Annotated in this window: 22 protein-coding genes, 2 tRNA genes and 1 pseudogene; 8 read left to right on the plus strand and 17 right to left on the minus strand. The window is 61.1% G+C overall.

The genetic code is table 11. The features are described 5' to 3' along the window. Nucleotides 1-14: 14 nt before the first annotated feature. Nucleotides 15-90: transfer RNA gene (locus tag AC3IP0_RS21350), tRNA-Gly, on the minus strand. Between the two features lie 2 nt (nt 91-92). Further along, a tRNA-Glu gene (locus tag AC3IP0_RS21355) sits at nt 93-168 on the minus strand. Nucleotides 169-553: 385 nt separating this feature from the next. Here AC3IP0_RS21355 and AC3IP0_RS21360 point away from each other — a divergent pair. Then, on the plus strand, nt 554-1312 hold the full coding sequence (locus tag AC3IP0_RS21360) for a hypothetical protein (protein ID WP_489325839.1): 759 nt from the start codon (nt 554-556) through the stop codon (nt 1310-1312). A gap of 59 nt (nt 1313-1371) precedes the next feature. On the opposite strand, the gene AC3IP0_RS21365 is transcribed toward AC3IP0_RS21360, so the two are convergent. The 4 genes and pseudogenes from AC3IP0_RS21365 to AC3IP0_RS21380 form a co-directional block, all read right to left on the minus strand. Beyond that, nucleotides 1372-2253, minus strand: a complete 882-nt coding sequence (locus AC3IP0_RS21365; protein ID WP_489327828.1) for a methyl-accepting chemotaxis protein — start codon at nt 2251-2253, stop codon at nt 1372-1374. Then, a pseudogene (locus tag AC3IP0_RS21370) lies at nt 2233-3336 on the minus strand (HAMP domain-containing protein); the annotation flags it as partial. The pseudogene AC3IP0_RS21370 and the gene AC3IP0_RS21365, both read right to left, overlap by 21 nt. A 108-nt stretch (nt 3337-3444) precedes the next feature. After that, the gene (locus AC3IP0_RS21375) at nt 3445-4830 is read right to left on the minus strand and encodes an aminotransferase-like domain-containing protein (RefSeq protein WP_489316908.1); all 1386 of its coding nucleotides are present in this window, start codon (nt 4828-4830) and stop codon (nt 3445-3447) included. Between the two features lie 263 nt (nt 4831-5093). Beyond that, nucleotides 5094-5855 carry an SDR family oxidoreductase gene (locus AC3IP0_RS21380; protein WP_046037522.1) on the minus strand — a complete coding sequence of 254 codons (762 nt, stop codon included), beginning with the start codon at nt 5853-5855 and terminating at the stop codon, nt 5094-5096. A gap of 236 nt (nt 5856-6091) precedes the next feature. On the opposite strand from AC3IP0_RS21380, the gene AC3IP0_RS21385 reads away from it, so the two are divergent. Continuing rightward, complete coding sequence (locus AC3IP0_RS21385) at nt 6092-7096, plus strand: NADP-dependent oxidoreductase (RefSeq protein ID WP_489325841.1); 1005 nt, start codon at nt 6092-6094, stop codon at nt 7094-7096. A 139-nt stretch (nt 7097-7235) separates the two neighbouring features. Here AC3IP0_RS21385 and pyrF read toward each other — a convergent pair whose 3' ends face one another. Continuing rightward, nucleotides 7236-7934, minus strand: a complete 699-nt coding sequence (gene pyrF / locus AC3IP0_RS21390) for an orotidine-5'-phosphate decarboxylase (protein ID WP_008016546.1) — start codon at nt 7932-7934, stop codon at nt 7236-7238. A 296-nt stretch (nt 7935-8230) separates the two neighbouring features. On the opposite strand from pyrF, the gene AC3IP0_RS21395 reads away from it, so the two are divergent. The 3 genes from AC3IP0_RS21395 to xopAW all read left to right on the plus strand — a co-directional run bounded on the left by AC3IP0_RS21395 (nt 8231) and on the right by xopAW (nt 10822). Continuing rightward, nucleotides 8231-8989: a response regulator gene (locus tag AC3IP0_RS21395; RefSeq protein WP_150758400.1), complete on the plus strand. Its 759-nt coding sequence runs from the start codon at nt 8231-8233 to the stop codon at nt 8987-8989. After that, nucleotides 8989-10038, plus strand: a complete 1050-nt coding sequence (locus AC3IP0_RS21400) for a sensor histidine kinase (RefSeq protein WP_489325843.1) — start codon at nt 8989-8991, stop codon at nt 10036-10038. The genes AC3IP0_RS21395 and AC3IP0_RS21400 overlap by 1 nt, the downstream gene beginning before the upstream one ends. Nucleotides 10039-10183: 145 nt before the next feature. Further along, complete coding sequence (gene xopAW, locus AC3IP0_RS21405) at nt 10184-10822, plus strand: XopAW family type III secretion system calcium-binding effector (protein ID WP_489325844.1); 639 nt, start codon at nt 10184-10186, stop codon at nt 10820-10822. A gap of 134 nt (nt 10823-10956) precedes the next feature. On the opposite strand, the gene AC3IP0_RS21410 is transcribed toward xopAW, so the two are convergent. The 10 genes from AC3IP0_RS21410 to AC3IP0_RS21455 form a co-directional block, all read right to left on the minus strand. Continuing rightward, nucleotides 10957-12012: an AI-2E family transporter gene (locus tag AC3IP0_RS21410; protein WP_489316913.1), complete on the minus strand. Its 1056-nt coding sequence runs from the start codon at nt 12010-12012 to the stop codon at nt 10957-10959. A 70-nt stretch (nt 12013-12082) separates the two neighbouring features. After that, nucleotides 12083-12889 carry a DUF4892 domain-containing protein gene (locus AC3IP0_RS21415; RefSeq protein WP_489316914.1) on the minus strand — a complete coding sequence of 269 codons (807 nt, stop codon included), beginning with the start codon at nt 12887-12889 and terminating at the stop codon, nt 12083-12085. Between the two features lie 8 nt (nt 12890-12897). Further along, on the minus strand, nt 12898-13557 hold the full coding sequence (locus AC3IP0_RS21420) for a glutathione S-transferase family protein (RefSeq protein WP_489316915.1): 660 nt from the start codon (nt 13555-13557) through the stop codon (nt 12898-12900). A gap of 50 nt (nt 13558-13607) precedes the next feature. After that, on the minus strand, nt 13608-14462 hold the full coding sequence (locus tag AC3IP0_RS21425; protein ID WP_489316916.1) for an alpha/beta hydrolase: 855 nt from the start codon (nt 14460-14462) through the stop codon (nt 13608-13610). Then, a complete protein-coding gene (locus tag AC3IP0_RS21430; RefSeq protein WP_046042984.1) occupies nt 14459-15265 on the minus strand; it encodes an alpha/beta fold hydrolase in 807 nt (268 codons plus the stop codon). The genes AC3IP0_RS21425 and AC3IP0_RS21430 overlap by 4 nt, the downstream gene beginning before the upstream one ends. Nucleotides 15266-15391: 126 nt before the next feature. Beyond that, nucleotides 15392-15835, minus strand: coding sequence for a hotdog fold thioesterase (locus tag AC3IP0_RS21435; RefSeq protein ID WP_489325846.1), 444 nt, complete (start codon nt 15833-15835; stop codon nt 15392-15394). Nucleotides 15836-15867: 32 nt separating this feature from the next. Then, nucleotides 15868-17535 (minus strand): AMP-binding protein, encoded by a 1668-nt coding sequence (locus AC3IP0_RS21440; RefSeq protein ID WP_489325848.1) that lies wholly within the window; start codon nt 17533-17535, stop codon nt 15868-15870. 167 nt (nt 17536-17702) lie between these two features. Then, the gene (gene sixA / locus AC3IP0_RS21445; RefSeq protein WP_489316918.1) at nt 17703-18158 is read right to left on the minus strand and encodes a phosphohistidine phosphatase SixA; all 456 of its coding nucleotides are present in this window, start codon (nt 18156-18158) and stop codon (nt 17703-17705) included. Continuing rightward, on the minus strand, nt 18155-18502 hold the full coding sequence (locus AC3IP0_RS21450; protein ID WP_489316919.1) for a DUF4389 domain-containing protein: 348 nt from the start codon (nt 18500-18502) through the stop codon (nt 18155-18157). Before AC3IP0_RS21450 ends, sixA begins: the two co-directional genes overlap by 4 nt. A gap of 31 nt (nt 18503-18533) precedes the next feature. Then, a complete protein-coding gene (locus AC3IP0_RS21455) occupies nt 18534-19559 on the minus strand; it encodes an NAD(P)H-dependent glycerol-3-phosphate dehydrogenase (RefSeq protein WP_046042990.1) in 1026 nt (341 codons plus the stop codon). Between the two features lie 195 nt (nt 19560-19754). Here AC3IP0_RS21455 and AC3IP0_RS21460 point away from each other — a divergent pair, with 195 nt between their 5' ends. From AC3IP0_RS21460 to AC3IP0_RS21470, 3 genes are read left to right on the plus strand one after another with little or no spacing between them, the layout of a single operon-like run. Beyond that, nucleotides 19755-21878: a TonB-dependent receptor plug domain-containing protein gene (locus tag AC3IP0_RS21460; protein WP_489316920.1), complete on the plus strand. Its 2124-nt coding sequence runs from the start codon at nt 19755-19757 to the stop codon at nt 21876-21878. After that, nucleotides 21879-22811: an ABC transporter substrate-binding protein gene (locus tag AC3IP0_RS21465; RefSeq protein ID WP_489316921.1), complete on the plus strand. Its 933-nt coding sequence runs from the start codon at nt 21879-21881 to the stop codon at nt 22809-22811. Further along, a complete protein-coding gene (locus AC3IP0_RS21470) occupies nt 22808-24709 on the plus strand; it encodes an ATP-binding protein (protein ID WP_489316922.1) in 1902 nt (633 codons plus the stop codon). Before AC3IP0_RS21465 ends, AC3IP0_RS21470 begins: the two co-directional genes overlap by 4 nt. Nucleotides 24710-24824 lie beyond the last annotated feature (115 nt).

Below are 24824 nucleotides of genomic sequence, written 5' to 3' on the forward strand. Positions count from 1 at the left end.
ACGCTGTTTAAAATTGGAGCGGGAAACGAGACTCGAACTCGCGACCCCGACCTTGGCAAGGTCGTGCTCTACCAACTGAGCTATTCCCGCATTGGCGTCCCCTAGGGGACTCGAACCCCTGTTACCGCCGTGAAAGGGCGGTGTCCTAGGCCACTAGACGAAGGGGACACACGTACAACATTCACTCCCTGCTTCGTTTCGCTGTGTGCTTTACGCTGCAAGTGGCGCGCATTCTATGGATGGATTGAGAGGTCGTCAACCCCCTGATATAAATTTATTTAAATCAATGACTTCGACCTGCTTTTGGGAGCCATTGCGGTTTTTCCGCTGCCCGGCGTTTGACGCCTATATTCTGGCACCCGCCAAGACGTTATAGTCCACCGGGTGATGGCAATCTGTATATCGAGTGCCATCATTTATAGAAGCGGGGCTCCGGCCGATATAAGTACAAGCATGTCCGATCCAACCCGTCGTGCGGGCCTGGGCGCTCAAAAGCCAGGTAACCAGACTCGCATGCGTAACCTATAAAGAGGTCTTACCGGTGACGCCACTCATGATCACCCTGCTAGTCATAGCCGGGATCGCACTGTTGATCGCCATTGGCTACATGAACCATGTGGTGGAAAACAACAAGCTGGAAAAGGCCCGTACCAAAATTGAGCTCAACGATCGCCTGCGACGCTGCGGCGAAATCACCGAGACGTTCCCCGGCCAGCTGATGACCCCGGCCCTCAAGCTGCTGTTGGCCCGCCTGGAACTGAACGTCTGCCAGCGCCTGCTCAACCTGGAAAAGTCCAGCGCCAACCTCAAGGCACGGATCGCCGAACTGGAGGCCCTTGTCGGCCAGGGTGAATCCATCCCGGTCAACAATCCGCCAGCACCGATCCAGACCGAAGCCAAGGCCAAGGATGTACGTTTCCTGCTCGAAGCCCTGCACGGCCAGATTACCCGCGCGGCACAGGACGGCTACTTGCCCCCCAACGAAGCCAAGCGCTGGATTCGTGAAGTGCGCCACATCCTGGTGCTGCTGCACATCGAGTTCTTCAACAACCTCGGCCAGCATTCCCTGCAACAGAACCAGCCCGGACAGGCTCGCCTGGCATTCGAGCGCGGCGTGCAATACCTGCGCAAACAACAGGAACCACAGGTCTACGCCGAGCAACTGGAGTACCTGGAAAGACTCCTGGCCCGCGCCAACGACCAGGTCATGGATCGCATCGCGCCGGTCGAAGGCGAGGTCAACCAGTTGACCGAAGGCCTCAAGGACGTCGAGGTTGACGCGGACTGGAAGAAGAAAGTGATCTACGACTGATCAGCGAAAACGAAAAAGCCACCGAGAGGTGGCTTTTATTGGCCTGGCCAATGATCATTTCAAAGCTTGAAATGCCCCACCATCCCCTTCAGTTCAACCCCCAGTTGCGCCAGCTGAATACTGGACGCGGCATTGCCCTGCATCGCCAGCGATGACTGATCGGCACTGGCGCGAATGCTGGTGACACTGCGGTTGATCTCCTCCGCCACCGAGCTCTGTTCCTCGGCCGCCGCGGCAATCTGCTGGTTCATCTGCTGGATCAACGACACCGCCGCCGCAATGCTTCCCAACGCACTCTCGGTCTGCAAGGCATCGCTGACCGCCAGCTTCACCAATTCGCCACTGCTCTGGATCTGCTGCACCGACGACTGCGCCGCCGAGCGCAAGGCGCTGACCAGGCGTTCGATTTCCTCGGTCGATTGCTGGGTTCGCTTGGCCAACGCACGCACTTCATCGGCCACCACCGCAAAGCCCCTGCCCTGCTCGCCAGCCCGGGCCGCCTCGATCGCCGCGTTCAATGCCAGCAGGTTGGTCTGCTCCGCCACGCTTTTGATCACACTCAAAACCGTGCCGATGTTCTGGATTTCCGCACTCAGGCTTTCGATACTCGAACTGGCCGAGGTGGCCGAATCCGCCAATTGCTCGATCCGCGCCATGCTCTGGCGCACCACCTGCTGACCACTTTCAACCTTGCCGTCAGCCGTTTGCGCTGCCAGGGCCGCCTCCTCTGCATTACGCGCAACATCATGCACTGTGGCCGTCATCTGATTCATTGCGGTGGCGACCTGTTCGGTTTCCTCCTTCTGCGTACTGACCTCAAGATTGGTCTGTTCAGTCACCGCCGACAGCGATTGGGCCGAAGTCGCCAACTGCTCGATACCCGACTGCAAGCCGCTGACTATATGGCTGAGCCCCGCGCCCATTTGCTGCATTGCCTGCATCAGCTGACCGATTTCGTCACGTCGGGTCACGTCAATGGTCGCACTCAAATCCCCCGAGGCAATCTGCTGCGCCACCTGAATCACACGGCGCAGCGGTGCCACGATCAACCGGGTGATGAACCACGCGGCAACCAGCCCGACCAGCAGGGCCAAGGCGGAAGAGCCAATGATCAGCAGCGAGTTCTTTTTCAGTTCAGCCTGCATCGCCTGGTCTTGCGCGACATAAGCCTGATCCACCCGCTCGACCACTTGGGCTGCGCGCTGGTGCAATTGTTGATAGACGGTTTTTTCCTGTTCCAGCAGGCCGGTGTACTCGGCGAGCTTGTCACTGAAACTGGCGATATGGCCTGTCACCTCATTGAGGACGGTCTGGTACCCCTCGTCCTTGACCGTGGTCTTGAGCTGCTCGGCCTGGACCAATGCCTGGCTGGCCTGCTCGATCTTGCCCTGCCCGGCGCTGTCGTCGCCTTTGCGGCTTTGATCCAGACGCACGCGAGCTTCATTCATGGCTTGCAGCATCAAGCGTGAAACCTGGCTGACCTGGCTGGCCTGCTCGATGAATTGCGCACCGTCCTTGCCTTCGGAATCTTTCAGCGTATAGGCGCCGTCATCGGCGAGCCCGGACTGCAATACATCAAGATTATTGGCCACACTGGACACCGACCAACTGGCCATTTCCAGCGCCAGGTCCTTGGCCTGGGTGAGCGAGACAAACTCGTCGAAGGCCTTGCGATAGGCCCCCAGGGACTGTTCGACATCGTTCATCACCGGCACGTTGGCCGCAGACGCGGCCTTGAGCTGGCCGGCCAGGGCGATCAGGCCATCGACGCCCTCGTGCAGGGCATCGACGGTTTTCGGATTGCCGTGCAAGGCGTACTCCTGCTCCAGCAACCGGACCTTGAGCAAACCGCTGTTGAGCGATGACATTTGCTTGAGCCCGTCGAAGCGCTGGCTGATGGTTTGCAGGGACCAAACGCCAATGCCCGCCACCAGCGCAGTCAACAACAGCACCAGGACAAACCCGACACCCAGTTTTTTCGCCATACCGAGGTTGGCAAAACGTCCTTGCACGGCCGAATTCATTGCACTTAGTCCCCTGCCAAAGTCTGTAGACGCAGAGTCGCAACGGGCCAGTGGCAACACAAGGCTCTGGCGCCGGAATAATGGCAAAAAGCTACGTCAACGTCGTTTTCAGAACGCTTGAGGTCGATCCCGGGCAGTGGCCTGAAAGAACGCCCGGGCACGCGGGTCGCAGGCATATGCCACGTTGATGCGCTGCCAGTCACTGGCCGCTCCCGAAGGGTTGAAGGCGGTCTTCGATGACAGCAATACACCCAGGCGCCGTGCCTGGGTCCGCACCTTATCGAAGTCGGACATTCGTGATCGTGCCCAGATGAACAAGCCTCCCGCCGGCTTGCCGAAAACTTCCCATTCGGCATCCTCGAGCAATTGCAACACCGCCAGCCGGTCGCAGTTCAAGCGTTGGCGCTGACGCTGCACCAGTTTGCGGTAGGCACCGTTAGCCAACAGGCACGCCAGCACCGACTCGCAAAAACGCGAGGTGCCCATGCCACTGATCATCTTGACCTCCGCCAGGCGCGTAATGACTTCGGCACCAGCCACCACGAAACCGACCCGCAAGGAACTGCTGAGGGTCTTGGAAAAGCTGCCCACGTAGATCACGTTGTCGTCCAGCGCAGCCAGACGCATACCGGTACCGCTGTGCAAATCCGCATAAACGTCGTCTTCGATCACCTGCACGCCAAAGGTCCTGGCCAGCTGCAGCACGCGGCGCGCCACCACCGGTGCAAGGCTGCTGCCGGTCGGGTTGTGATAGAAGCTATTGATCAGCAGCCCTTGAGGCCGGTGTTTGACCAGCACCGATTCGAGCACGTCCACGTCCGGCCCGCACGGTGTTCGCGGTACTTCGACCATGTGGATGCCGTGCAGCCTGAGCAGATCGAACAGCACCGGATAACCGGGACTCTCCACGACCACACAGTCACCGGCCTTGAACAGTGACCGCACAATCAGGTCGAGCCCCTGACTGGCACCCGCCGTGGTCATGATCCGGTTGTCCTGCGCCCGGATGTCCAGCTGCCGAAGGTGCTTGAGGATCTGTTGTCGCAAGGCTGGCAACCCCAGCGGCGTGCTGTAGTTGAACAGGCTGGCCGTGTCGGTACGACTGACTTGCCGAATCGCGTAAATCAGATCGTCTGTCTCGCGCCAGCTTTCAGGCAGCCCGCCACAGCCCAGCCTCAACTCGGTCGAACAGGGCCCTGTCTCGGGCTCAGCCCCCTCGAACCAGGCAGGCTCGTGCTTTGCGTCTGTGACCAATGCCGGGTCGGCAACCATATAGCCGGCCCCATGACCTGACACCAGCACCCCCTGCGCCACCAGGCGTTCGCAGGCCTGAACGACGCTTAACTGACTGAGCAAATTGATCCGCGCGATCTGTCGCACCGAAGGCAGGCGCGTACCGGGCGATACCCCGCTGGAATGAAGCCAGCAGGTCAGCGCGTCAACAATTTGCTGTACGACGGGCACCAGCGCCTGTCGGTCGATTCTCAATTCCATGAGCAAGCAAACTCCTGTTGATTTTGCGAGAAGCAGTTAATCACAGGAGTGTTCGAAGACATGTGCGACAACGCCGCCAAAACCATTGGATCTAATCATTTGAAACACAATCCCTGGCCCTTTAACGGAACCCAAAAAAAGTGGGAGCGGGCTTGCTCGCGAAAGCGGTGTGTCAGCCAACGTTAATGTCGACTGATACACCCTCTTCGCGAGCAGGCTCGCTCCCACAGGTTGCAACGCTTCTTTGGTAGCGATGCGTTGCTTTAGAACGCAGTAACACCACCATCCACCGCCAGCGAATGGCCGGTAGTGAACGCCGCGCCATCGCTGCACAGGTACAGCACCGCGCTGGCGATCTCTTCGACTTTGCCGATGCGACCGACCGGATGCATGGCGTTGGCGAACTCGCCTTTTTTCGGGTCGGCTTCATAGGCGCGGCGGAACATATCCGTGTCGATCACCGCCGGGCACACCGCGTTGACCCGGATCTTTTTCTTGGCGTATTCAATGGCCGCCGACTTGGTCAGGCCAATCACCGCATGTTTAGAGGCTGCGTAGATGCTCATTTTCGGCGCCGCCCCAAGACCGGCCACCGATGCCGTATTGACGATCGCGCCGCCCCCTTGCGCCAGCAGCAGCGGCAACTGGTATTTCATGCACAGCCAGACACCTTTGACGTTGACGCCCATGATCGCGTCGAACTCGTCGAGCGTACCTTCGGCCAACTTGCCTTTCTCGATTTCGATGCCGGCATTGTTGAAGGCATAGTCGAGGCGACCGTATGTATTGATCACCTCCTCCATCAGATTTTTTACATCGCTTTCCAGGGTGACGTTGCAGCGCACGAAGGTCGCTTCGCCACCGGCTGTACGAATCAGCGCCACTGTGCCCTCGCCGCCCGCCACGTCCATATCGGCCACCACGACCTTCAGGCCCTCGGCGGCAAATGCCTGGGCGGTCGCGCGGCCAATACCGGCCGCCCCGCCTGTCACCACGACCACCTGACCGGAAAACGTCATGCTCATTGTTATGTCCTCGAAAAGAAGAATGCGGGGAATCGCGTAGGACCAGTCTAGCCATGGAGGTCTTGAACACGGCAGCACTATCAAGGCTCCGGTTGGGCGCCCATGAGTTGCAGTGATGGGACTGCTGTACCAACTATCACTGCACTGGATCAACCTGCATTCGCCGCATCAGCCGAACTTGCGGCATCGGCGCTGACGGGCTATCAACAAAGCTTCATTCATCTTGAGTGCCTGCCATGACCTCCCAGACCAATCGCCAATTCCTGCTCGCCAAACGTCCGGTTGGCGCGGCGACCCGTGAGACATTCACCTACCAGGAAGTACCGGTCGGCGAGCCGGCGGCGGGTCAGATCCTGGTTCAAAACCAATACCTGTCCCTGGACCCGGCCATGCGCGGCTGGATGAACGAGGGCAAGTCCTACATCCCGCCGGTCGGGCTCGGCGAAGTCATGCGCGCCTTGGGTGTGGGCAAAGTCATTGCCTCGAACAACCCGGGGTTCGCGGTCGGGGATTACGTCAACGGCGCCCTGGGCGTGCAGGATTTCTTCCTCGGCGAGCCGCGAGGCTTCTACAAGGTCGATCCGAAACTGGCACCGCTGCCACGTTACTTGTCCGCGCTGGGCATGACCGGGATGACGGCGTACTTCGCCCTGCTCGACGTCGGTGCTCCGAAGGCCGGTGACACCGTGGTGTTGTCGGGCGCAGCCGGCGCCGTGGGCAGCATCGCCGGGCAGATCGCCAAGATCAAAGGCTGCCGGGTGGTTGGCATCGCCGGCGGCGCCGACAAGTGCAAGTTCCTGATCGATGAACTGGGTTTCGATGGCGCTATCGACTACAAGAGCGAAGACGTCCTCGCCGGTCTCAAGCGCGAGTGCCCGAAAGGCGTCGACGTTTATTTCGATAACGTGGGTGGCGACATTCTCGACGCGGTGTTGAGCCGCCTGAACATGAAGGCGCGGGTGGTGATTTGCGGTGCCATCAGCCAGTACAACAACAAGGAAGCGGTCAAGGGCCCGGCCAACTACCTGTCACTGCTGGTGAACCGCGCGCGCATGGAAGGTTTTGTGGTGATGGACTACGCCGCCCAGTACGCCAGCGCCGCCCAGGAAATGGCCGGCTGGATGGCCAAGGGGCAACTCAAGAGCAAGGAAGACATCGTCGAAGGACTGGAGACCTTCCCGGAGACGCTGATGAAATTGTTCAGCGGCGAGAATTTCGGGAAGTTGGTGTTGAAGGTTTGACTCAACAGTTGAAGTGACCACAAAACCACTGTGGGAGCGGGCTTGCTCGCGAAAGCGGTGGATCAGTCGATACTGATGTCGACTGACACGCCCTCTTCGCGAGCAAGCCCGCTCCCACATTTGGTTCTGCGGTGTCTGATCAGGCCAGTTCGGCCACGACCGAGGCCAATGCCTTGGCTGGATCCGCCGCCTGGCTGATCGGACGGCCGATCACCAGATAGTCGGAACCGGCATCCAGCGCCTGACGTGGCGTCAGAATGCGGCGCTGATCGTCCTGGGCGCTGCCCGCCGGACGAATCCCCGGGGTCACCAGTTGCAGCGACGGGTGCGCCGCTTTCAGCGCCTGGGCTTCCAGGGCCGAGCACACCAGGCCGTCCATCCCGGCTTTTTCCGCCAGGGCGGCCAGGCGCAGCACCTGCTCTTGCGGCTCGATGTCCAGGCCGATGCCCGCCAGATCTTCACGCTCCATGCTGGTCAACACGGTCACGCCGATCAGCAGTGGTTTAGGACCGGTGCGCTGATCCAGCACTTCACGGCACGCAGCCATCATGCGCAGGCCGCCGGAGCAATGCACGTTGACCATCCACACGCCCATTTCCGCAGCCGCCTTGACGGCCATCGCGGTGGTGTTCGGGATGTCGTGGAACTTGAGGTCCAGGAACACTTCGAAACCCTTGTCGCGCAGGGTACCGACGATTTCCGAAGCGCAACTGGTGAACAGTTCCTTACCGACTTTGACCCGGCACAGCTTCGGGTCCAACTGATCGGCCAGCTTCAGTGCGGCGTCACGGGTAGGGAAATCCAGGGCGACGATGATGGGAGTCTGGCAGGCGGACATGAGTGGGCTCTCAGGCAAGTCGAAATCGGCGCGCATTGTAGCGGAACCAGCGCCGCTGCGGGACCCGATGATCGGTAAATCGTCGCGACGGCTCAGGCAAGACTAGCCCTTGAGGCCATTGTGTCGAGTTCGATACACACACGACACGCCGGCAACACCCTGGCCCGCTACCCTCGGCAACCGCAACAGGTCCTTGCAACAGCACTTCCCGCCTCTGGGCCGGACGCCTATGCTGGAACCACAACCTCGCAGCCTATCTTTGTGGTTGGCAGCCTACCTGGCAGATGAACGCACGCATGCACAACACCCAAGCACCCGTGAACGACGACCAAAAGACGCCCGGTGATGACAAACGCTGGAGCATTCGCGCCCTGATCGTCGACGATGACGTCCCGATCCGCGAATTGATGATCGACTACCTGGCCCGGTTCAACATCCACGCCAGCGGCGTCACCGATGGTGCCGCAATGCGCCTGGCGATGCAGGCGGAGCATTTCGACGTGGTGGTGCTCGACCTGATGCTGCCCGGTGAAGACGGTCTGTCGCTGTGCCGCTGGCTGCGCGCCGAGTCGGACATCCCGATCCTGATGCTCACCGCCCGTTGCGAACCCACCGACCGGATCATCGGCCTCGAACTCGGTGCCGACGACTACATGGCCAAGCCGTTCGAGCCCCGCGAGCTGGTGGCGCGAATCCAGACCATCCTGCGTCGGGTGCGCGATGACCGCAGCGAACAGCGGGCGAACATTCGTTTCGACAATTGGCGCCTGAACAGCGTGCTGCGGCAACTGATTGCCGTCGATGGCCTGGTGGTGCCGCTGTCCAACGCCGAATTCCGCCTGCTCTGGGTGTTTATCGAACGTCCGCGCCGCGTGCTCAGCCGGGAACAACTGCTGGACGCCGCTCGCGGTCGTTCGATTGAAGCCTTTGATCGCAGCATCGACCTGCTGGTGTCGCGCCTGCGCCAGAAACTCGGCGACGATCCCAAGGCTCCGCAGTTGATCAAGACCGTTCGCGGCGAGGGTTACCTGTTCGATGCCCGAGACATCGGCTGATGCGCGGGCGCTTCGATACGCTGTTCGGCCGCCTGTTTGGCGTGCTGTTGCTGGCGATTATCCTCGCGCATCTGCTGGCCTTTGCCTGGTTCCACCATTACGGCCCGCCGCCACCGCCGCCTCCACCGGAGTTTTCCGAGGGCCGGGACGGGCCACGCCCGCCACAGAACCCAAACTTCGAGAAACGGCCACCACGGCCGTGGTTCGGCGGCCCCCTGGTGCCCCTGACATTTCAGTTCGTCTCACTGATCATTGCCGCCTGGTACGGCGCCAAACTGCTGAGCCGGCCGATCCAGCGCCTGAGCGACGCGGCCGAGCGCTTGAGCGAAGACCTCGACAGCCCGCCACTGGATGAATCGGGACCACGGGAAGCGCGGCAAGCGGCGCACACGTTCAACAAAATGCAGCGCCGCATCCTGGAACAGGTCAAGCAGCGCTCGCGCATGCTCGGCGCCGTGTCCCACGACCTGCGTACGCCGCTGTCGCGGCTCAAGCTGCGGCTGGAGAAAATCGACGACGACAAGCTGCAAGGCCAGATGCGCCAGGACCTCGACGACATGATCAGCATGCTCGACGCCACCCTCACCTATCTGCATGAACAACGCACCAGCGAAGCTCCGCAGTGGATGGACGTGCAGGCGTTGGTGGAATCCCTGAGCGAAAATGCCCAGGACCAGGGTGCGAACGTCCAGACCAGTGGCCACTGCGCCCCCCTGCAAGTGCAGCCAATGGCCTTGCGCTCTTGCATCAACAACCTGATGGACAACGCCCTGCGCTATGCCGGACAGGCGCTGATTACCCTGCAAGACCATCGTGAACAGCTGGTGATTCGGGTCATCGACCATGGCCCGGGCATCGCCCCGGAACAACGTGAAGCGGTGTTCGAACCCTTCTTTCGCCTTGAAGGCTCGCGCAATCGCAATTCCGGTGGGGTTGGCCTGGGCATGACCATTGCCCGGGAGGCCGCGCAACGAATGGGCGGGCAGCTGACACTGGAAGAAACCCCGGGCGGTGGCCTGACGGCTGTGATTCGCCTGCCGCGTATCTGACCCCCATCCGCTCCCACAGGGTTTTCGGTGGGGCTGACAGCCATGTGTAGCTCTCGATACAAACCCCACATACCCACGACAACTCGCCCCTCGAGTCTGCATAAGCCGGTACACCACCGGTTTATCTTTCCAGGGAGTGAGCCCGATGATCGGTAGCATCAGCAGCAATTACTCGAATTTCACCAGTACCAGCATCAGCAGCACCACAACCAACAGCGCCCGCAGCCAGCAATTCCAGAAGGACTTGCTGGCCAAACTCGACAGCAACAGTGACGGCACGGTCGATCAGGATGAGCTCAAGAGTGCCTTGTCGCAGAAATCCGACGACGGTTTGCTGGTCAACCTGAGCAAAAATTTCGCCGACCTCGACAGCGATGGCAGTGGCAGCCTGAGCGGCGAAGAAATGGCCGCGATGGCTCCTCCGCCACCACCGCCACAACAAGCCACCAGCGACGAACTGTTCAGCCAGCTCGATGCCGACAGTGATGCCAGCGTCAGCGCGACCGAACTGAGCAGCGCGTTGCAGGCCAGCAACAGCAACTCGCCGACCAGCACCGACACCAGTGCCGCGCTGCTCAAGGCGCTGGACAGCGACAGCAGCGGTGGCGTCAGCAGTGATGAACTCAAGGCAGCCCTGCAGGCCGGTCGCGAGCAGAACACCGGCAGCACTTCCGATCAGGCGAGCGTCAACGACGCATTGCAGAAAATGATCGCCAACCTGAGCAAGCAGTATTCGCTCGATAATGTGGCGAGCGTGGGCAAGCACCTGAACGTGGCGACCTGATTTAAGTATCCAGTCGGATAAACCGAGTCGCTTGCTTCGCGAGCAGGCTCGCTCCCACACGGGTCTTGTGATCAACCCAGATCAATGTGGGAGCGAGCCTGCTCGCGAAGAGGCCCTTTAACCCAATGCAAATCTCAGGGCCGGCGATCGTCAGCCCGCGCCTGAGTGGTGCTCCAGTCGATCAACAGGCTGTAGGCCACCGCCAGCAATGTCGGGCCAATGAACAGGCCGATGAAACCAAAGGCAATCAACCCGCCAAACACCCCAAGTAGCACGATGACCAACGGCAGATTACCGCCACGACTGATCAGGTACGGCTTGAGCACGTTGTCGACACCGCTGATGACGAATGTGCCCCAGATCCCGAGGAATATGGCCATCCCGTACTCGCCTTTCCAGGCCAGCCACGCGGTCGCCGGAATCCACACCAGCGGCGGACCCATCGGGATCAGGCTGAGCATGAACGTCACAATGCCAAGCACCAGCGCACCCGGTACGCCGGCAATCAGGAACCCGATCAGCGCCAGGATCGCCTGGGCCGCCGCGGTGCCGATCACGCCGTTCACCACGCGCTGAACCGTGCCCGCCACCAGTTCGATGTAATAGCCGGCCCGCTGACCGATCAGTCGCTCCAGCAACGTGTGTACAAACGCCGCCAGGCGCGGCCCGTCACGATAGAAAAAGAACACGAAGACGACGCTCAGGGTCAGCTCGAGAATACCGCCGCCGATCTGCGCGCTGCGCGCCAGCAACCAATTACCCACCTGCCCCAGATAAGGCTTGAGCGACACCATCATCGCCGCGCCCTGCTCATCGATGCTGTTCCAGATCCCCACCAGCCGCCCGCCCACCAGGGGAATCGAACCCAGCCACAGCGGCGCTTCGGGCAGGCCCTCAACCTGGGCATCCTTGATGAATGCCGTGGCATCGCGCACATGATCGGCAAGGTTGAAACCCAGCCACACCAAGGGTGCCGCTACCAGCACCATCCAGCCCAGCGTCAGCAATGCCGCCGCCAGCGACTCGCGGCCATTGAGCCAGCGGGTCAGCAAGCGCATCAGCGGCCAACTGGCAAACGCCAGGACTGCGCCCCAGAACATCGCCGACCAGAACGGCGCCATCACCCAGAAGCTCGCGCCGAACAACACCACGAGCAGGATCTGCACCAACAGGCGATCGTTATTGATCATCAAAAGTCTCGAAAAAAGTCAGTCAGCAAAAGAGTAGGCGAACGCAGCTTGCACGTTCGCCCGGTACAGCCTAGCGCAATAGCTCGATGTGCAGGCCAGAGCCTTCGGCACTGCCGGTTTCCATCCGCGCGGCACGCACGCCCTGGCCAATCAGTGCCTGACGCCAGGCTTCGGCGTTAGCTCCGGAAATGCTGACCCGCAAGGTGGCGTCCAGATTCAGTCCGCGAGAAATCAGGCGTAGCCAGGTCTCGTCAGGAGCGCTGTTCAACGTGGAAAAATCGAGCTCGCCGGTGCTCTTGAGTTCACGCAGCAAGGTCGCTGAGGTCGGCAACAACTCGCCCAGCGGTGTCGAAGCTTCGAACTGCTCGACATGCAGGTAGGCTTTGCGATTACCCCGGGTGATGCTGTACAGCGCGATGAGCGTGTTGTCCCTTGGAGCGGCAAGTCGCAGCAGCAGATAGGCTTGTTGATCGTCGGCGCCGTACAGCTTGGCGTTGCCGAAGACTTCATTGGCCCAGAGGCTGCTTTCGCCGCAATCGCGCGCCTGGCACCAAAAGAGCAACCCGGCGTCCTGCTGTTGCAAGGCCTCGCGGGCAGCGGTGAACGCCTCGATGGATGAATGCTCCGGTGGCAACTCGTAGGTCACCGAAGTGACGTTGCCGCGGGCGCTGACCTGACCGTCGAAACGTAACTGGCCACTGATTTTACGGATCGAGCCCAACGGGTAGATCCGCTCCAGTTCGGCGGCGGGGCGATAGTCGACAATCTGGGCGTCGACCATGCGCGGCACTATCGGCAGGTCCTGACTGCCCGGAACATCGGCGGCGAACAACAAGGGACTGAAACCGCACAGCACCAGCAAACTGAATGAACGCATGGATAGACTCATCGGATCAGCATGGCCTGGGCGCCCTTGATAATACTGGCTTCATCGGCGCGTTTGGGTACCTGCAGACCACGCTGCACCGCGGGCCGGGCCTCCATGGTTGCCATCCAGCGTTGCAACGCTGTCAAGCCCTCCACCGAGACGCCCGACCACTCGTAACCGCGCACCCAGGGAAAGGTGGCGATGTCGGCAATGCTGTACTGATCGGCGAGGAATTCCACGCTTTGCAACTGCGTGTCGAGCACTTCGTAGAGGCGACGGGTTTCATGCTGATAGCGGTCGATGGCGCCCTGGAGTTTTTCCGGAAAGTAGCGGAAGAACACATTGGCCTGGCCCTGCATCGGGCCGATCCCGCCCATCTGGAACATCAGCCACTGCAATACCAGCGAACGTCCCTTCGGGTCCGATGGCATCAGTTTTCCGGTCTGTTCAGCGAGGTAAATCAGGATGGCGCCGGATTCGAACACGGCGAAGTCGCCGTTGGCGCGATCGACAATCGCCGGAATCCGGCCATTGGGGTTGATCTTGAGGAAGTCCGCGGACTTCTGCTCCTTTTTGTCGAAACTCAAGGCATGCACCGTGTAGGGCAGGCCGAGTTCCTCGAGCACGATAGAGACCTTGTGGCCATTCGGGGTCGCAGCGGTGTAGAGGTCTATCATGGTTGTCTCCCTTTTCAACCCGCCCAGCCTCGACAGTTGCCCGGCGCAAGTCAAGGAATGGCGAAAAACCGATTGAAACAGTCTGCGACAAGATCGGCACCGGACTCGTCATTGAGGTGCAAATGGTGGCCGCCTGGCAGCTGTTCCCGGCTAAAGGGTAGACGCTCCAGCAATTCAGGGTGTTTGGCGAGCATGCCGTCGGCGGCGACCACCAGTGTTGCAGGACACTTGATCCGCTGGACGAAGGCCATGGCCTGTTCGGTGGTAAGACGCAGCGGCGATGGCAGCGTGAGGCGATTGTCGGTGCGCCAGGTGTAACCGCCCGGCACCGGCATCAGGCCACGCTGAGCCAGCAGTTCAGCGGCCTCGCGGCTGACCGCCACCAGGCCCTTCATGCGCGCTTCGATGGCTCGGTCGAGGGTGTCGTAGACCGGTTTGCGCTTTTCCCGCAGGTCCAGTTGCGCCTGCAGGGCCATGCCCATGCGCTCGGCAGCGTTTTCACCTTTGTCTGTAGGAGGAATGATGCCGTCGATCAACGCCAGGTGGGTGACCCGCTCGGGCATCGACCCGGCGATGATCAACGAAGCAATGGCGCCCATCGAATGCCCCATCAGCGCAAATTTGCGCAGGCCAAGCTGTTCGGCGACTTGCAGCACATCGTGGGCATAGTCCCACATGGCGTAACCAGCGCCCGGCGGGCGATGCCCGGAATGGCCGTGACCGGCCATGTCCAGCGCGATGATGCGCAGGCCTTTGAGTTTCGGTGCCAGGCGGGCAAAGCTGTTGGCGTTGTCCAGCCAGCCATGCAGGGCAATCACCGGCAAACCGTCTTCGGGACCGAACAGGTGTGCCGCCAGTTCGATGTGCGGCAGGCTCAGGCGGACTTCTTCGACGGCGTGGCTCATGCGCAATCCTGTTGTCGACGGCCGCCCCAGCGGTAGAACAGGCCTTTGAGCATGTCAGCGGTATCAAGGGGACGTTCGAGCGGAAACATGTGGCCGCCGGGCATGGTCAACGACTCGCCCAGCGGCAGGCGGTCCACCGAACTGGCGTGATGGCGCATCACCACGCGGCTGTTGTGCCCGCGCACCACCGCCAGCGGCACTTGCAACTGCCGGGTGCTGCCTGGGCTTGTGTGCGGCACGCCGCGATAGATGCTGATTTCCGTGGCCGGGTCGAAGCGCAGGCGCAGCTTGTCGCCGACCTGGTGCAAGCCGTGTTGCAGGTAGGCATCGAAGCATTCCGGGTCGAAGCCGCGAAACAGGGTTTTACCGGCGAAATACTTCCGGGCGCTTTCCAGGTCGGCGAATTCTTCACGGCGGCCCAGGGTACGCCCGGCCGGGGTCAAGCGGTCGATGAAACCGAAGCGTTTGGCCGCCCGTATGACCCATTGGTCGGTTCGGGTCAGCACTGGCGAATCGAGCATCACCACCCCGCGATACAACTCAGGGCAGCGCAAAGCCGCATGCAGGTGCAACACGCCACCGAACGAGTGACCGACACCCCACACAGGCTCGGCCTGTTGTTGCAGGTGATGGATCAGCTCATCCACCAGGTTGTACCAGTTGTCGTCCGCCGGGAAACGCGGGTCGTGGGCGTGCTGCTCCAGATGCGTCACCTGAAACTCGGGTGCCAGCGCCGCAAACAACTTGCCGTAGGTCCCCGAAGGAAAACCATTGGCGTGGGCGAAAAAGATCTGTTGCGACATACCTGCAAATCCATGAGCGAGAACAGGCGTTGATTGTCCGCAAGACCGCGTCCTACAGCAATGACCATAACTACCAGGAATGGTGGTAGGAGCTGCCGCAGGCTGCGATCTTTTGATTTCAAATCCTCAACGCGCCGGCGGGTTCTCCCCCAACGGCACCACGGCCATGGTCAGTCGCGACACACAACTGGCCTTGCCCTCATCGCTGGTCAGGCGAATATCCCAGACATGGGTCGTGCGGCCGATGTGGATCGGCTTGGCCACCGCCGTCACCCGTCCGCTGCGCAGGCCGCGCAAATGGTTGGCGTTGATTTCCAGGCCCACGCAATAGAATTTGCTGGCATCGATGCACAGGTAGCTGGCCATCGAGCCGACCGATTCGGCCAGCACCACCGAGGCACCGCCATGCAGCAAGCCGTAAGGCTGATGGGTGCGGTGATCGACGACCATGCTGGCGGTCAGGGACTCTTCGTCGAAGGCTTCGAAACGGATGTCCAGCACTTCGCCAATGGTGTTTTTCTGGATTGCGTTCAACTGCTCGATGTTCGGGGTGGTGCGCCACAGGCTCATCGCAGAGGTTCCTCGTTGGTTTTGTTCGTGGATCAATCCTGCCACAGCACCGCTTCGCTGCGCTCGCTCCATTCCTCAAAGCGCTCACCGTAAGCCGCTTCGATCACGTTGCGCTTGATCTTCAGGGTCGGGGTGAGAAAGCCGTTTTCCACGGCCCAACTGTCCTTGACCACCACCAGGCGCCGCAGTTGTTCATGCTTGTCGAGGGCGCCGTTGACCTCTTCCAGCAGTTTTTCCAGGCTCGAATGCAGGCCGGCGCGCGCAGCCCCGCCGGCATCCTGCTGGCCGACCGCCGACAACACGCACAAACCCAGCGGCGCACTCAAGCCATCGCCCACCACGCAAACCTGTTCGATGCGCGAATGCACGGCCAGGCGATTTTCAATCGGTGCCGGAGCCACGTACTTGCCTTTGCTGGTCTTGAAAATTTCCTTCAGGCGCCCGGTCAAGCGCAAATTGCCTTCGGCATCCTCCTCGCCCTTGTCGCCGGTGCGCAGGAAGCCGTCCTCGGTAATGGTGTCGGCGGTTTTTTCCGGCTCCTTGTAATACCCGAGCATGGTCGCACCACTGCGCACCATGACCTCCCCCGTCTCGGCGATCCGCACTTCGACTTCCGGACACGGCTTGCCGATCCAGCCCGGTTTGTTCTGGCCCGGCATGCCGATGTGGGAATAGCCGCAACTCTCGGTCATGCCGTAGACCTCCAGCACGTCCAGTCCCAGTTTGCGGTACCACTGCAACAAGGTCTGCGGCACCGGAGCTGCGCCGGACAACGCGATGCGCAACGCATCCAGCCCCAACCCGGCGAGGACTTTATGCCCGACCCGTTTGCCGATGATCGGCAGGCCGAGCAGGAAGTCGAGACGTTTTGCCGGGATCTTGCTGTACACGCCCATCTGGAATTTGGTCCAGATGCGCGGCACGCCAAACAGTGCGGTCGGGCGCGCACGCTGCAGGTCGGTGAGGAAGGTATCGAGGCTCTCGGCGAAAAACACCGTTTGGCCGGTATAGATCGACGCCAGTTCGACGAACATCCGCTCGGCAACGTGACACAGCGGCAGGTAGGACAATAGCCGGTCAGACTCGTTGAGGCCGAACAACGCAGTGCCGCGTGTGGTGGCGAACCCCAGATTGCCGAAGCTGTGCATCACGCCCTTGGGCATGCCCGTGGTGCCGGAAGTGTAGATGATGGTCGCCAGTTGATCGGCGGCAGGCTTGGGATTGTCCTGGATCGGCGAGTTGCGTTGCAGGTCGTCCCAACTGAAATCAAAGTCGCCGGGAGGATGCAGGGGCAGGCTGATGGTCGGCAGGTCGGGGCTGACGCCACGGGACATGCCCGGCCAGTCGTCGAGCTTGCCGATGAATGCCAGCGCCGCCTCCGAATGTTCGAGTACCTGGGCAACGGTCTCGGCGGTGAGATTGGGGTACAACGGCACCGAGACATGCCCGGCCATCCAGATCGCCAGGTCGGCAATGATCCAGTGCGCACAGTTCTTCGAGATCAGGGCGATATGGCTGCCCTGCGGCAGTTCCCGCGCTCGCAGCCAGTGGGCTGCACAGCGTGCCTGATGACCGACGTCGGCCCAGGTCAAGGTCTCGACCTGGCCGCCTCCGACAGGCTGGACCAGAAAGCGCTGGCGGGGATGACGGGCCTCACGCTCGTAGAAAACATCCAGCGGCAAACGAAAAGCAGCAGACATGCGACTCGCTCCTGTGATTTTGGTCTGGAGCAAGCGTAGCCAACCAAGCAAGTGCTTGGTTGATTTTTTAACAGAAAACCAAAATCAAAAGATCGCAGCCTGCGGCAGCTCCTACATGGAAATGGCGTGCATCTTGTAGGAGCTGCCGCAGGCTGCGATCTTTGCTTTTATGGGTGCTTGATGCTGTTCAGCCTCATCGACCCGACCAACAACTCATTGCTCTCGAGTTCGGCCAGGCCGGCGGTGCTGACCCGCTCCGGTGGATGTCCCGCGCCATGTTGCAAGTAACTCAACAAATTCCCCACCAGCGGATTGTGGCTGACCAGCAGGACATCGCTCACCGCCACCATTTGCTCGGCGACCTTGTCCGGCTCGGTGTCCGGCGTCAGCCACTCGACGGTGCGGATCTCCGGCTCGAACCCCAAAACCTCGCGCACCAGATGCGCGGTCTCCTGCGCTCGCAGGTACGGGCTGGCATAGATCGCCGTCAGCGGCTTCCCCATCAACTGCTCGGCGCTGCGCAGCACTTCCTTACGACCGTGGTCCGTCAGCTCCCGCTCCGAATCGTGGGGGCGGGAGCCGTGCGGTACAGCTTCACCATGACGCAATACCCAGAGTTTCATAGCTTGGGTTCCTCATCTCGGGCCGGATGGGGTGCCGGTGCCACGACATGCGGCGCCTCACCTTCCGGTGTACGCGGCGTCGGCCAGTCGGCGAACGGCCAGGGCTTCTGGTCGCTGTGAAAGCTGCCGAAACGACCGATCTGCGCCAGAAACTGGCTCAGGCTGTCGCCGAAATTCATCAAGCTGGCGCTTGGGGCGCCATAGAACAAACGATAGATCAACTGCACCAGCACGACGGCGCCGAGGATGAACTGCGCCACTTGCCACACCAGCACGAAGAGGATCATCCACAGCACCCGCAGCAGGATCGACTCGTACCTGGCTTCTACTTTTGGATCGTTCATGCGCAACTCCCTGCTTTTCTGGCAAGCGTGATTAGTTGAAACCACTGGTGGAAATAAAGTCGACGTCGGTTTTCGGCTCGCCACGCATTAACAGACCGATGACCTGCTCCAGCGTGCGGCCCTCGAACAGGATCGCGTGCAGCCCGGCGACCAGCGGCATGTACACGCCAACCTCCTGGGCCTTGGCCTTGAGCACTTTAAGGGTGTTGACCCCTTCGGCGACTTCACCCAGGCGCGTGACCGCCTCGTCCAGGCTCAGGCCCTGGCCGAGGGCGAAACCAACCTGATAGTTGCGGCTCTTGGGCGACGAACAGGTCACGATCAGATCGCCCACGCCCGCCAGGCCCAGGAAGGTCATCGGGTTGGCGCCCTGATTCACCGCAAAGCGGGTCATTTCCGCCAATGCCCGGGTAATCAGCATGCTCTTGGTATTTTCCCCCATGCCCAGCGCCACCGCCATGCCCGCGATGATCGCGTAGACGTTTTTCAACGCACCGCCCAACTCCACGCCGAAACGGTCGGCGCTGGCATACACACGAAAGGTGCGCCCGTGCAGCGCGGCCTGAACCTGCTGGCAGAGTTCTTCGTCTTCACTGGCGACCACCGTGGCGGTCAGTGCATGTTCGGCGATTTCACGGGCCAGGTTGGGTCCGGACAGGACGCCGATGCGCGCCTGCGGGGCGATCTCTTCGAGGATCTCGCTCATCAACTTGAACGTGTGGGCTTCGATGCCTTTGGTCAGGCTCACCAGCAATTTGCCGGTCAAGCGTTCGGCGTGCGGCACCAGCACCGAGCGCAGCGCACTGGAGGGCAATGCGACAAAACACAGGTCACAGGCGTCCAGGGTGGCTTGCAGGTCGGTGACCGGCGTGACGCCGGGCAGAATCTTGATGCCTTTGAGGTAACGCGGGTTCTCGCGATTGACCCGAATGGCCTCGGCCTGTTCGGGGTCACGCATCCACTGAAGGACCTGATGCCCGTTCTCGGCCAGCAGATTAGCCACGGCGGTTCCAAAACTTCCGCCTCCCAGGACCGCAATCGGGCGCTGTTCAGTCATATGCAATCCGTTAATCCATACCAGTGGCGATGTCGGCATTATACGGGGCAGCCCATCGGCGGCCAGCCCCGACATCAAATACCTGCACCTGTAGGAAGAAGACCAATAAAACCGAGGAAAATGCAGACATCGTGAATGGAAAAGTCATTCGGCTCGGTTAACATGCGCGCCATCAATCACTGACAGGGATCAGTTGTGTCTCCGGGCTCTCCTTCACCGCATTCGCCTCTGGTACTGGCGCTGATTTTCAGCTCGCCGGTGCTGGCCGACGACTTGTTCCTGGACAGCGAACCGCTGCCGCAAGTGCTCACCGCCACGCGCCTGAAGCAGTCGCCGGCGGCCGTGCCGGGAAGCATGACGGTAATCGACAGCGCCCTGATCCACGCCAGCGGTGCCCGCGACATCAGCGAACTGCTGCGCCTGGTGCCGGGGATGATGGTCGGCAACATCAACGGCAACCAGGCCGCGGTGAATTACCACGGCACCAACGCGACTGAAGCGCGACGCATGCAAGTACTGATCGACGGACGCTCGGTATATCGCGCCGGCCTGGCCACCGTGGACTGGAGCGACATTCCGGTGGCCATGGAGGACATCGAGCGCATCGAAGTCTTTCGCGGACCGAATACCGTCAGTTACGGCGCCAATGCCCTGATGGCAGTGGTCAACATCATTACCCGGCGGCCGGCCGACAGTCACGGTACGCGCATGAAGGTCACCCGGGGCCAGCGCGGCATCAACGACTTTTACGCCAGCCAGGGCATGGGCTGGGAGGATGGTGACATGCGCCTGTCCCTGTCCGGCCAGCAAGACGACGGCTTCGACACCGATCGAACCGGCGTGGACTACCATGACAGCCGTCGCCTCGATCGCTTCAATCTCGCCGTCAGCCAGAGCCTCGACGAACGGCAAAGCCTCGATTGGCAATTGAATGCCAAGGACGGCACCAACCAGCGGCCTTATACCTACCGCCCGGTGTTCCCGGGGATTACCCGCGCGGGCAACGACTCCGACGTCACCGCCAAGGACTACGCCGGTTCATTGCGCTGGAACCTGGACATCAATCCCGACCACAGCCTTTATATCCAGGGTTCGGCGCAACACTGGGATCGCCAGCAAACCTGGCGCGCCTGCGACGCGGAAATTTCGTTCAGCCCGCAACTGACCGAACTCTGGCAATTGAACCCGAACTACACCGAACGCCTGGCCCGCAATATCACGCGTTTCATCGGTCCTGGTGCGCCGGCCGGCACGCCCGCCGAGCAGGCACTGGCCAACCAGGTACTCAATCAATGGCGCAACGGCGCGAGCCAGACCGTTTGCGGCGACATCGACCAGAGTACCCGGGAATCGCGCTACGACCTCGAACTGCAGGACACCCTGAGCCTTGCCGATAACCTGCGGCTGGTCAGCGGTTTGAACTATCGTTACGACCGGGCGGATTCCGAGACCTACTTCAATGGCACTCTCGATGACTCGACTTGGCGGGCATTCGGCCAGTTCGAGTGGCGTGCCACCGAACACTGGCTGCTGCAAGGCGGTGCCATGTTCGAGGACACCCGGTTGATCGGCAGCTCGCTGACACCTCGCATGGCGGTCAACTACCTGATCAACCCGCGCCACGGCTTGCGTGCGGTGTACTCCGAGGCCGTCCGCTCACCGGACATGTTCGAGAACAACGTCAACTGGAGTTATCAGGTCACCAACCTCAAGCCCGGCGCCTTTGGCCAGTCCAGCGCCCGCTATTTCGTCAAGACCCGCGGCCCCGGCGACCTCGATCAAGAGCACATGCGCTCCCGGGAGCTGGGTTACAACGGCTACTTTCCCGAACAGGGGCTGGCGCTCGACGTGAAGCTGTTCCACGACGAAATCACCGGCATGATCAGTGAACCGCTGCGCAACAATCAGTACATCGCCAGCAACGCCAACAAGGCGCGCTTTTCGGGGATCGAAACCCAACTCGACTGGCGTGTCGGCAGCCGCGATCGCCTGCGACTGACCTATGCCTACGTCGATGCCGACGCCAGCAATCCGCTGGATGCCAGGCAGACTGCAAGCAACAGTGGCTCGGCCGGATGGCTGCGGGATTGGGGCCAGGGCTGGAACAGTGCGCTTTTCTATTATGGCGATGACGCCCTCAACGGCTACCGCTTCGAACGGGTCGATGCGCGCATCGCCAAACGTATCGCCTTGGGCAAGGCCAGCCTGGAACTGGCCGGCGTGCTCCAGCAACGGCTGGACAATCAGCCGACCACCTTCATCGACAACAATTATGACCAGCGCCACGTGATGTATTTCAGCGCGGAGCTCGAGCTTTAGATGCCGAATCGTCCGGCCTGCAGAATGCCGACCCTGGGTCGGCTGCTGGCCATACTTTGCCTGCTGACAAGCGGCCTGCTGGGCAGTCTGGCGAGTAATGCAGCCGACATTTTGCTCACGGGGGCCGAAGACAGCCCCGCTGTGCGGGCGTTTACCCAGGCCCTGAGCGAGTTGCGACCACGCGATAACGTACGCTTCCAGACACTGGCCAAAATGCCGATACCGGACAAGCTGCCGGAAAACATCCGCTTGATACTGCTCGACCTGCCCAGCCTCGACTGGCGCCTGCAGAACACCCAGGGCCCGGCGACACTCGTCTTGCGCATCAGCCGCCTGCAAGCCCGGCAACGCTTGAACAACACGTTGCCGGCGCGCCTTTGTCTGCTATGGAGCGATCCACCAGTGGACCGCCAGTTGCGCTTGACCCGCACCCTGTTGCCTCAAGCCAGACGCATCGGCGTGCTCTACGACACCCACAGTGAATTCCTCTTGAATGAGCTGCGACAGGCCGCCCTCCCCCTGGGTCTTGAGGTGGTCACCCAGCGCTGGGACAACATTCACGACAGTCGTCCATTACAGGCCCTGCTAAATAACAGCGACGTGTTGCTGGGCCTGGACGATGCCGACCTGTACAACCCGCAAACCGCAAAGAACCTGCTGCTGAGCAGCTACTCGCGGCAAGTGGCGCTGATCGGACCCAACGCAGGGTTCGTCAAGGCCGGGAGCCTGGCCAGCACCTATAGCGATCAGAGCGACTGGCTGGCGGTCCTCGACGAATTGCTCGACCGGCCACCGGCCACCTGGCCGCGCACGTACTACCCCCATCGATTCAAGGTCGCGAGCAATCCGCAGGTGGCGCGTTCATTGGGTATCGAACAGATAAACGAAGCGTCTGTCGCCACACTGCTGGCTGAAGGAGAACGCCGCCCATGAACCTGCGCCGTCGCTGGGACATCAACACCCGTACCCAACTCATCAGCCTCGGCCCTGCGCTGCTGCTGACCTTGTTGCTGATCAGCTTCTTCACGTTCGTGCGCATCCAGGATCTTCGTCAGGAAATCACTCACACTGGCCAGTTGATCGCCAATCAACTGGCCCCGGCCACCGAATACGGAGTGATTTCGGGCAACATCGAAGTGCTCGAAACCTTGCTCAAAGCGACGCTGGCCACACCCAACGTGAGCTTTCTGGAAATCCAGGACAGCGCCAACCGGGTTCTGGTGTACATCGAACAACCGAACGAACACCACAATCGCGCGCAACAACTCGAAGTGTTCCAGGCACCGATACGGCTCCAGCGCATCGCGTTGCACAATGATTTTTTCCAGAGCAGCAAAACCGCCACCGTGGCCCCTGTCGAAGACTATCTGGGCCGGGTGATCGTCGGGCTGTCCAACGATGCCTTCAGCCGGCGCCAGCAGGAAATCGTGCTCAAGGCCGCCATCCTGGCGCTGTTTGCCCTGCTGTTTACCTTCCTCGTGGCCCGGCGTCTGGCGGGCAGCCTGTCGCAACCGATCCGTGATATCGGTAATGCGGTCAAGGCGATCCAGGACGGCGACTACAAGACACCACTGCCCATTGTCGACGACACCGAGCTGGGGGCGCTGTCGCAACACATCAACAACCTCGCCAGCGGTCTCGAGCAGGCCAGCCGCGAACAGCATCAAGCCATGGCGCAGCTGATCCAGACCCGCGAAGAAGCGGAAAAGGCCAACAACGCCAAATCCGATTTCCTCGCCATGATGAGCCATGAACTGCGCACGCCAATGAATGGCGTACTGGGCATGCTGCAGTTGCTGGAAACCACCGACATGACCGAGGAACAGGTGGAGTACGCGGCGCTGGCCTCGGAATCCACCGAGCACTTGCTCAAGGTCATCAACGACATTCTGGATTTCTCGCGGATCGAACGTTCGGAGCTGGAACTGGAGCACATTGCGTTCAACCTCGCCGACCTGATCGGCAGTTGCGCCCAGTCGTTCCAGCACAGCGCCGCGCAACGCGGTCTGGACCTGCAACTGATGATCCCCGACGACATGCGCGGCTTGCAGGTCAAGGGCGACCCGACGCGTATCCGACAGATACTGGTCAACCTGGTTGGCAATGCGCTGAAGTTCACGGAGCAGGGCCGCGTCACCATCGAGGCGCAGTGGCAGTCGCTGGACCACGAGTTGCTGTGGTTCACCTGCACCGTGCGCGACAGCGGCATCGGCATCCCGGCGCAAAGCCTGGAATTGATGTTCAACGCGTTCCAGCAGGCCGACAGCTCTATCTCCAGACGCTACGGTGGCACGGGGCTGGGCCTGCCGATTGCCCGTACCCTGGCCGAACGCATGGGTGGCACCTTGCGCGCGCAGAGTGAGGAAGGCCGCGGTTCGGTGTTCACCCTGGAAATTCCCCTGGCACTGCACCAGCAGACACAACCGCTGTTGCCCCCTCGCGCGCAATCTCGCAACAGCGACGGCGAAGGACGCAATGTGCTGCTGGTCGAAGACAACCTGGTCAACCAGACCGTCATCGAAGCCATGTTGCGCAGCCTGGGCTTCAAGGTCAGTGTCGTCGCCGACGGCGCGCAGGCGGTACGCAGTGCCGAGAGCCTGATTTTCGAAGCGATCCTGATGGATTGCCGCTTGCCGATCATCGATGGCTATGAAGCCACCCGGCAGATCCGTCAACTACCCGGTTGCACCGACCTGCCGATCATCGCCCTGACCGCCAACGCCTTGCAGGGCGACCGCGAAGCCTGTCTGTCGGCGGGTATGAACGATTACCTGGCCAAGCCGTTCAAACGGACTGATCTGCAGCAAATTCTGCAACGATGGGTGCAGTAGTACAGGCCTTTCGACTATCTGCGACTGGCGTGAAAGGCGAAAGTGCGGCAGTCTTAAGCACCCGAACAGGCCCGAAAAGGGGCTTGAATAAAAATTTCAGTGCACAAGTGTACAT

This window comes from Pseudomonas sp. GL_103, assembly GCF_057835175.1.

What these genes read in the sequence shown, in the direction of transcription:
- AC3IP0_RS21360 (WP_489325839.1), top strand. Translation starts at nt 554, where the DNA reads ATGATCACCCTGCTAGTCATAGCCGGGATCGCACTGTTGATCGCCATT.
- AC3IP0_RS21365 (WP_489327828.1), bottom strand. Translation starts at nt 2,253, where the DNA reads ATGCAGGCAATGCAGCAAATGGGCGCGGGGCTCAGCCATATAGTCAGC.
- AC3IP0_RS21375 (WP_489316908.1), bottom strand. Translation starts at nt 4,830, where the DNA reads ATGGAATTGAGAATCGACCGACAGGCGCTGGTGCCCGTCGTACAGCAA.
- AC3IP0_RS21380 (WP_046037522.1), bottom strand. Translation starts at nt 5,855, where the DNA reads ATGAGCATGACGTTTTCCGGTCAGGTGGTCGTGGTGACAGGCGGGGCG.
- AC3IP0_RS21385 (WP_489325841.1), top strand. Translation starts at nt 6,092, where the DNA reads ATGACCTCCCAGACCAATCGCCAATTCCTGCTCGCCAAACGTCCGGTT.
- pyrF (WP_008016546.1), bottom strand. Translation starts at nt 7,934, where the DNA reads ATGTCCGCCTGCCAGACTCCCATCATCGTCGCCCTGGATTTCCCTACC.
- AC3IP0_RS21395 (WP_150758400.1), top strand. Translation starts at nt 8,231, where the DNA reads ATGCACAACACCCAAGCACCCGTGAACGACGACCAAAAGACGCCCGGT.
- AC3IP0_RS21400 (WP_489325843.1), top strand. Translation starts at nt 8,989, where the DNA reads ATGCGCGGGCGCTTCGATACGCTGTTCGGCCGCCTGTTTGGCGTGCTG.
- xopAW (WP_489325844.1), top strand. Translation starts at nt 10,184, where the DNA reads ATGATCGGTAGCATCAGCAGCAATTACTCGAATTTCACCAGTACCAGC.
- AC3IP0_RS21410 (WP_489316913.1), bottom strand. Translation starts at nt 12,012, where the DNA reads ATGATCAATAACGATCGCCTGTTGGTGCAGATCCTGCTCGTGGTGTTG.
- AC3IP0_RS21415 (WP_489316914.1), bottom strand. Translation starts at nt 12,889, where the DNA reads ATGCGTTCATTCAGTTTGCTGGTGCTGTGCGGTTTCAGTCCCTTGTTG.
- AC3IP0_RS21420 (WP_489316915.1), bottom strand. Translation starts at nt 13,557, where the DNA reads ATGATAGACCTCTACACCGCTGCGACCCCGAATGGCCACAAGGTCTCT.
- AC3IP0_RS21425 (WP_489316916.1), bottom strand. Translation starts at nt 14,462, where the DNA reads ATGAGCCACGCCGTCGAAGAAGTCCGCCTGAGCCTGCCGCACATCGAA.
- AC3IP0_RS21430 (WP_046042984.1), bottom strand. Translation starts at nt 15,265, where the DNA reads ATGTCGCAACAGATCTTTTTCGCCCACGCCAATGGTTTTCCTTCGGGG.
- AC3IP0_RS21435 (WP_489325846.1), bottom strand. Translation starts at nt 15,835, where the DNA reads ATGAGCCTGTGGCGCACCACCCCGAACATCGAGCAGTTGAACGCAATC.
- AC3IP0_RS21440 (WP_489325848.1), bottom strand. Translation starts at nt 17,535, where the DNA reads ATGTCTGCTGCTTTTCGTTTGCCGCTGGATGTTTTCTACGAGCGTGAG.
- sixA (WP_489316918.1), bottom strand. Translation starts at nt 18,158, where the DNA reads ATGAAACTCTGGGTATTGCGTCATGGTGAAGCTGTACCGCACGGCTCC.
- AC3IP0_RS21450 (WP_489316919.1), bottom strand. Translation starts at nt 18,502, where the DNA reads ATGAACGATCCAAAAGTAGAAGCCAGGTACGAGTCGATCCTGCTGCGG.
- AC3IP0_RS21455 (WP_046042990.1), bottom strand. Translation starts at nt 19,559, where the DNA reads ATGACTGAACAGCGCCCGATTGCGGTCCTGGGAGGCGGAAGTTTTGGA.
- AC3IP0_RS21465 (WP_489316921.1), top strand. Translation starts at nt 21,879, where the DNA reads ATGCCGAATCGTCCGGCCTGCAGAATGCCGACCCTGGGTCGGCTGCTG.
- AC3IP0_RS21470 (WP_489316922.1), top strand. Translation starts at nt 22,808, where the DNA reads ATGAACCTGCGCCGTCGCTGGGACATCAACACCCGTACCCAACTCATC.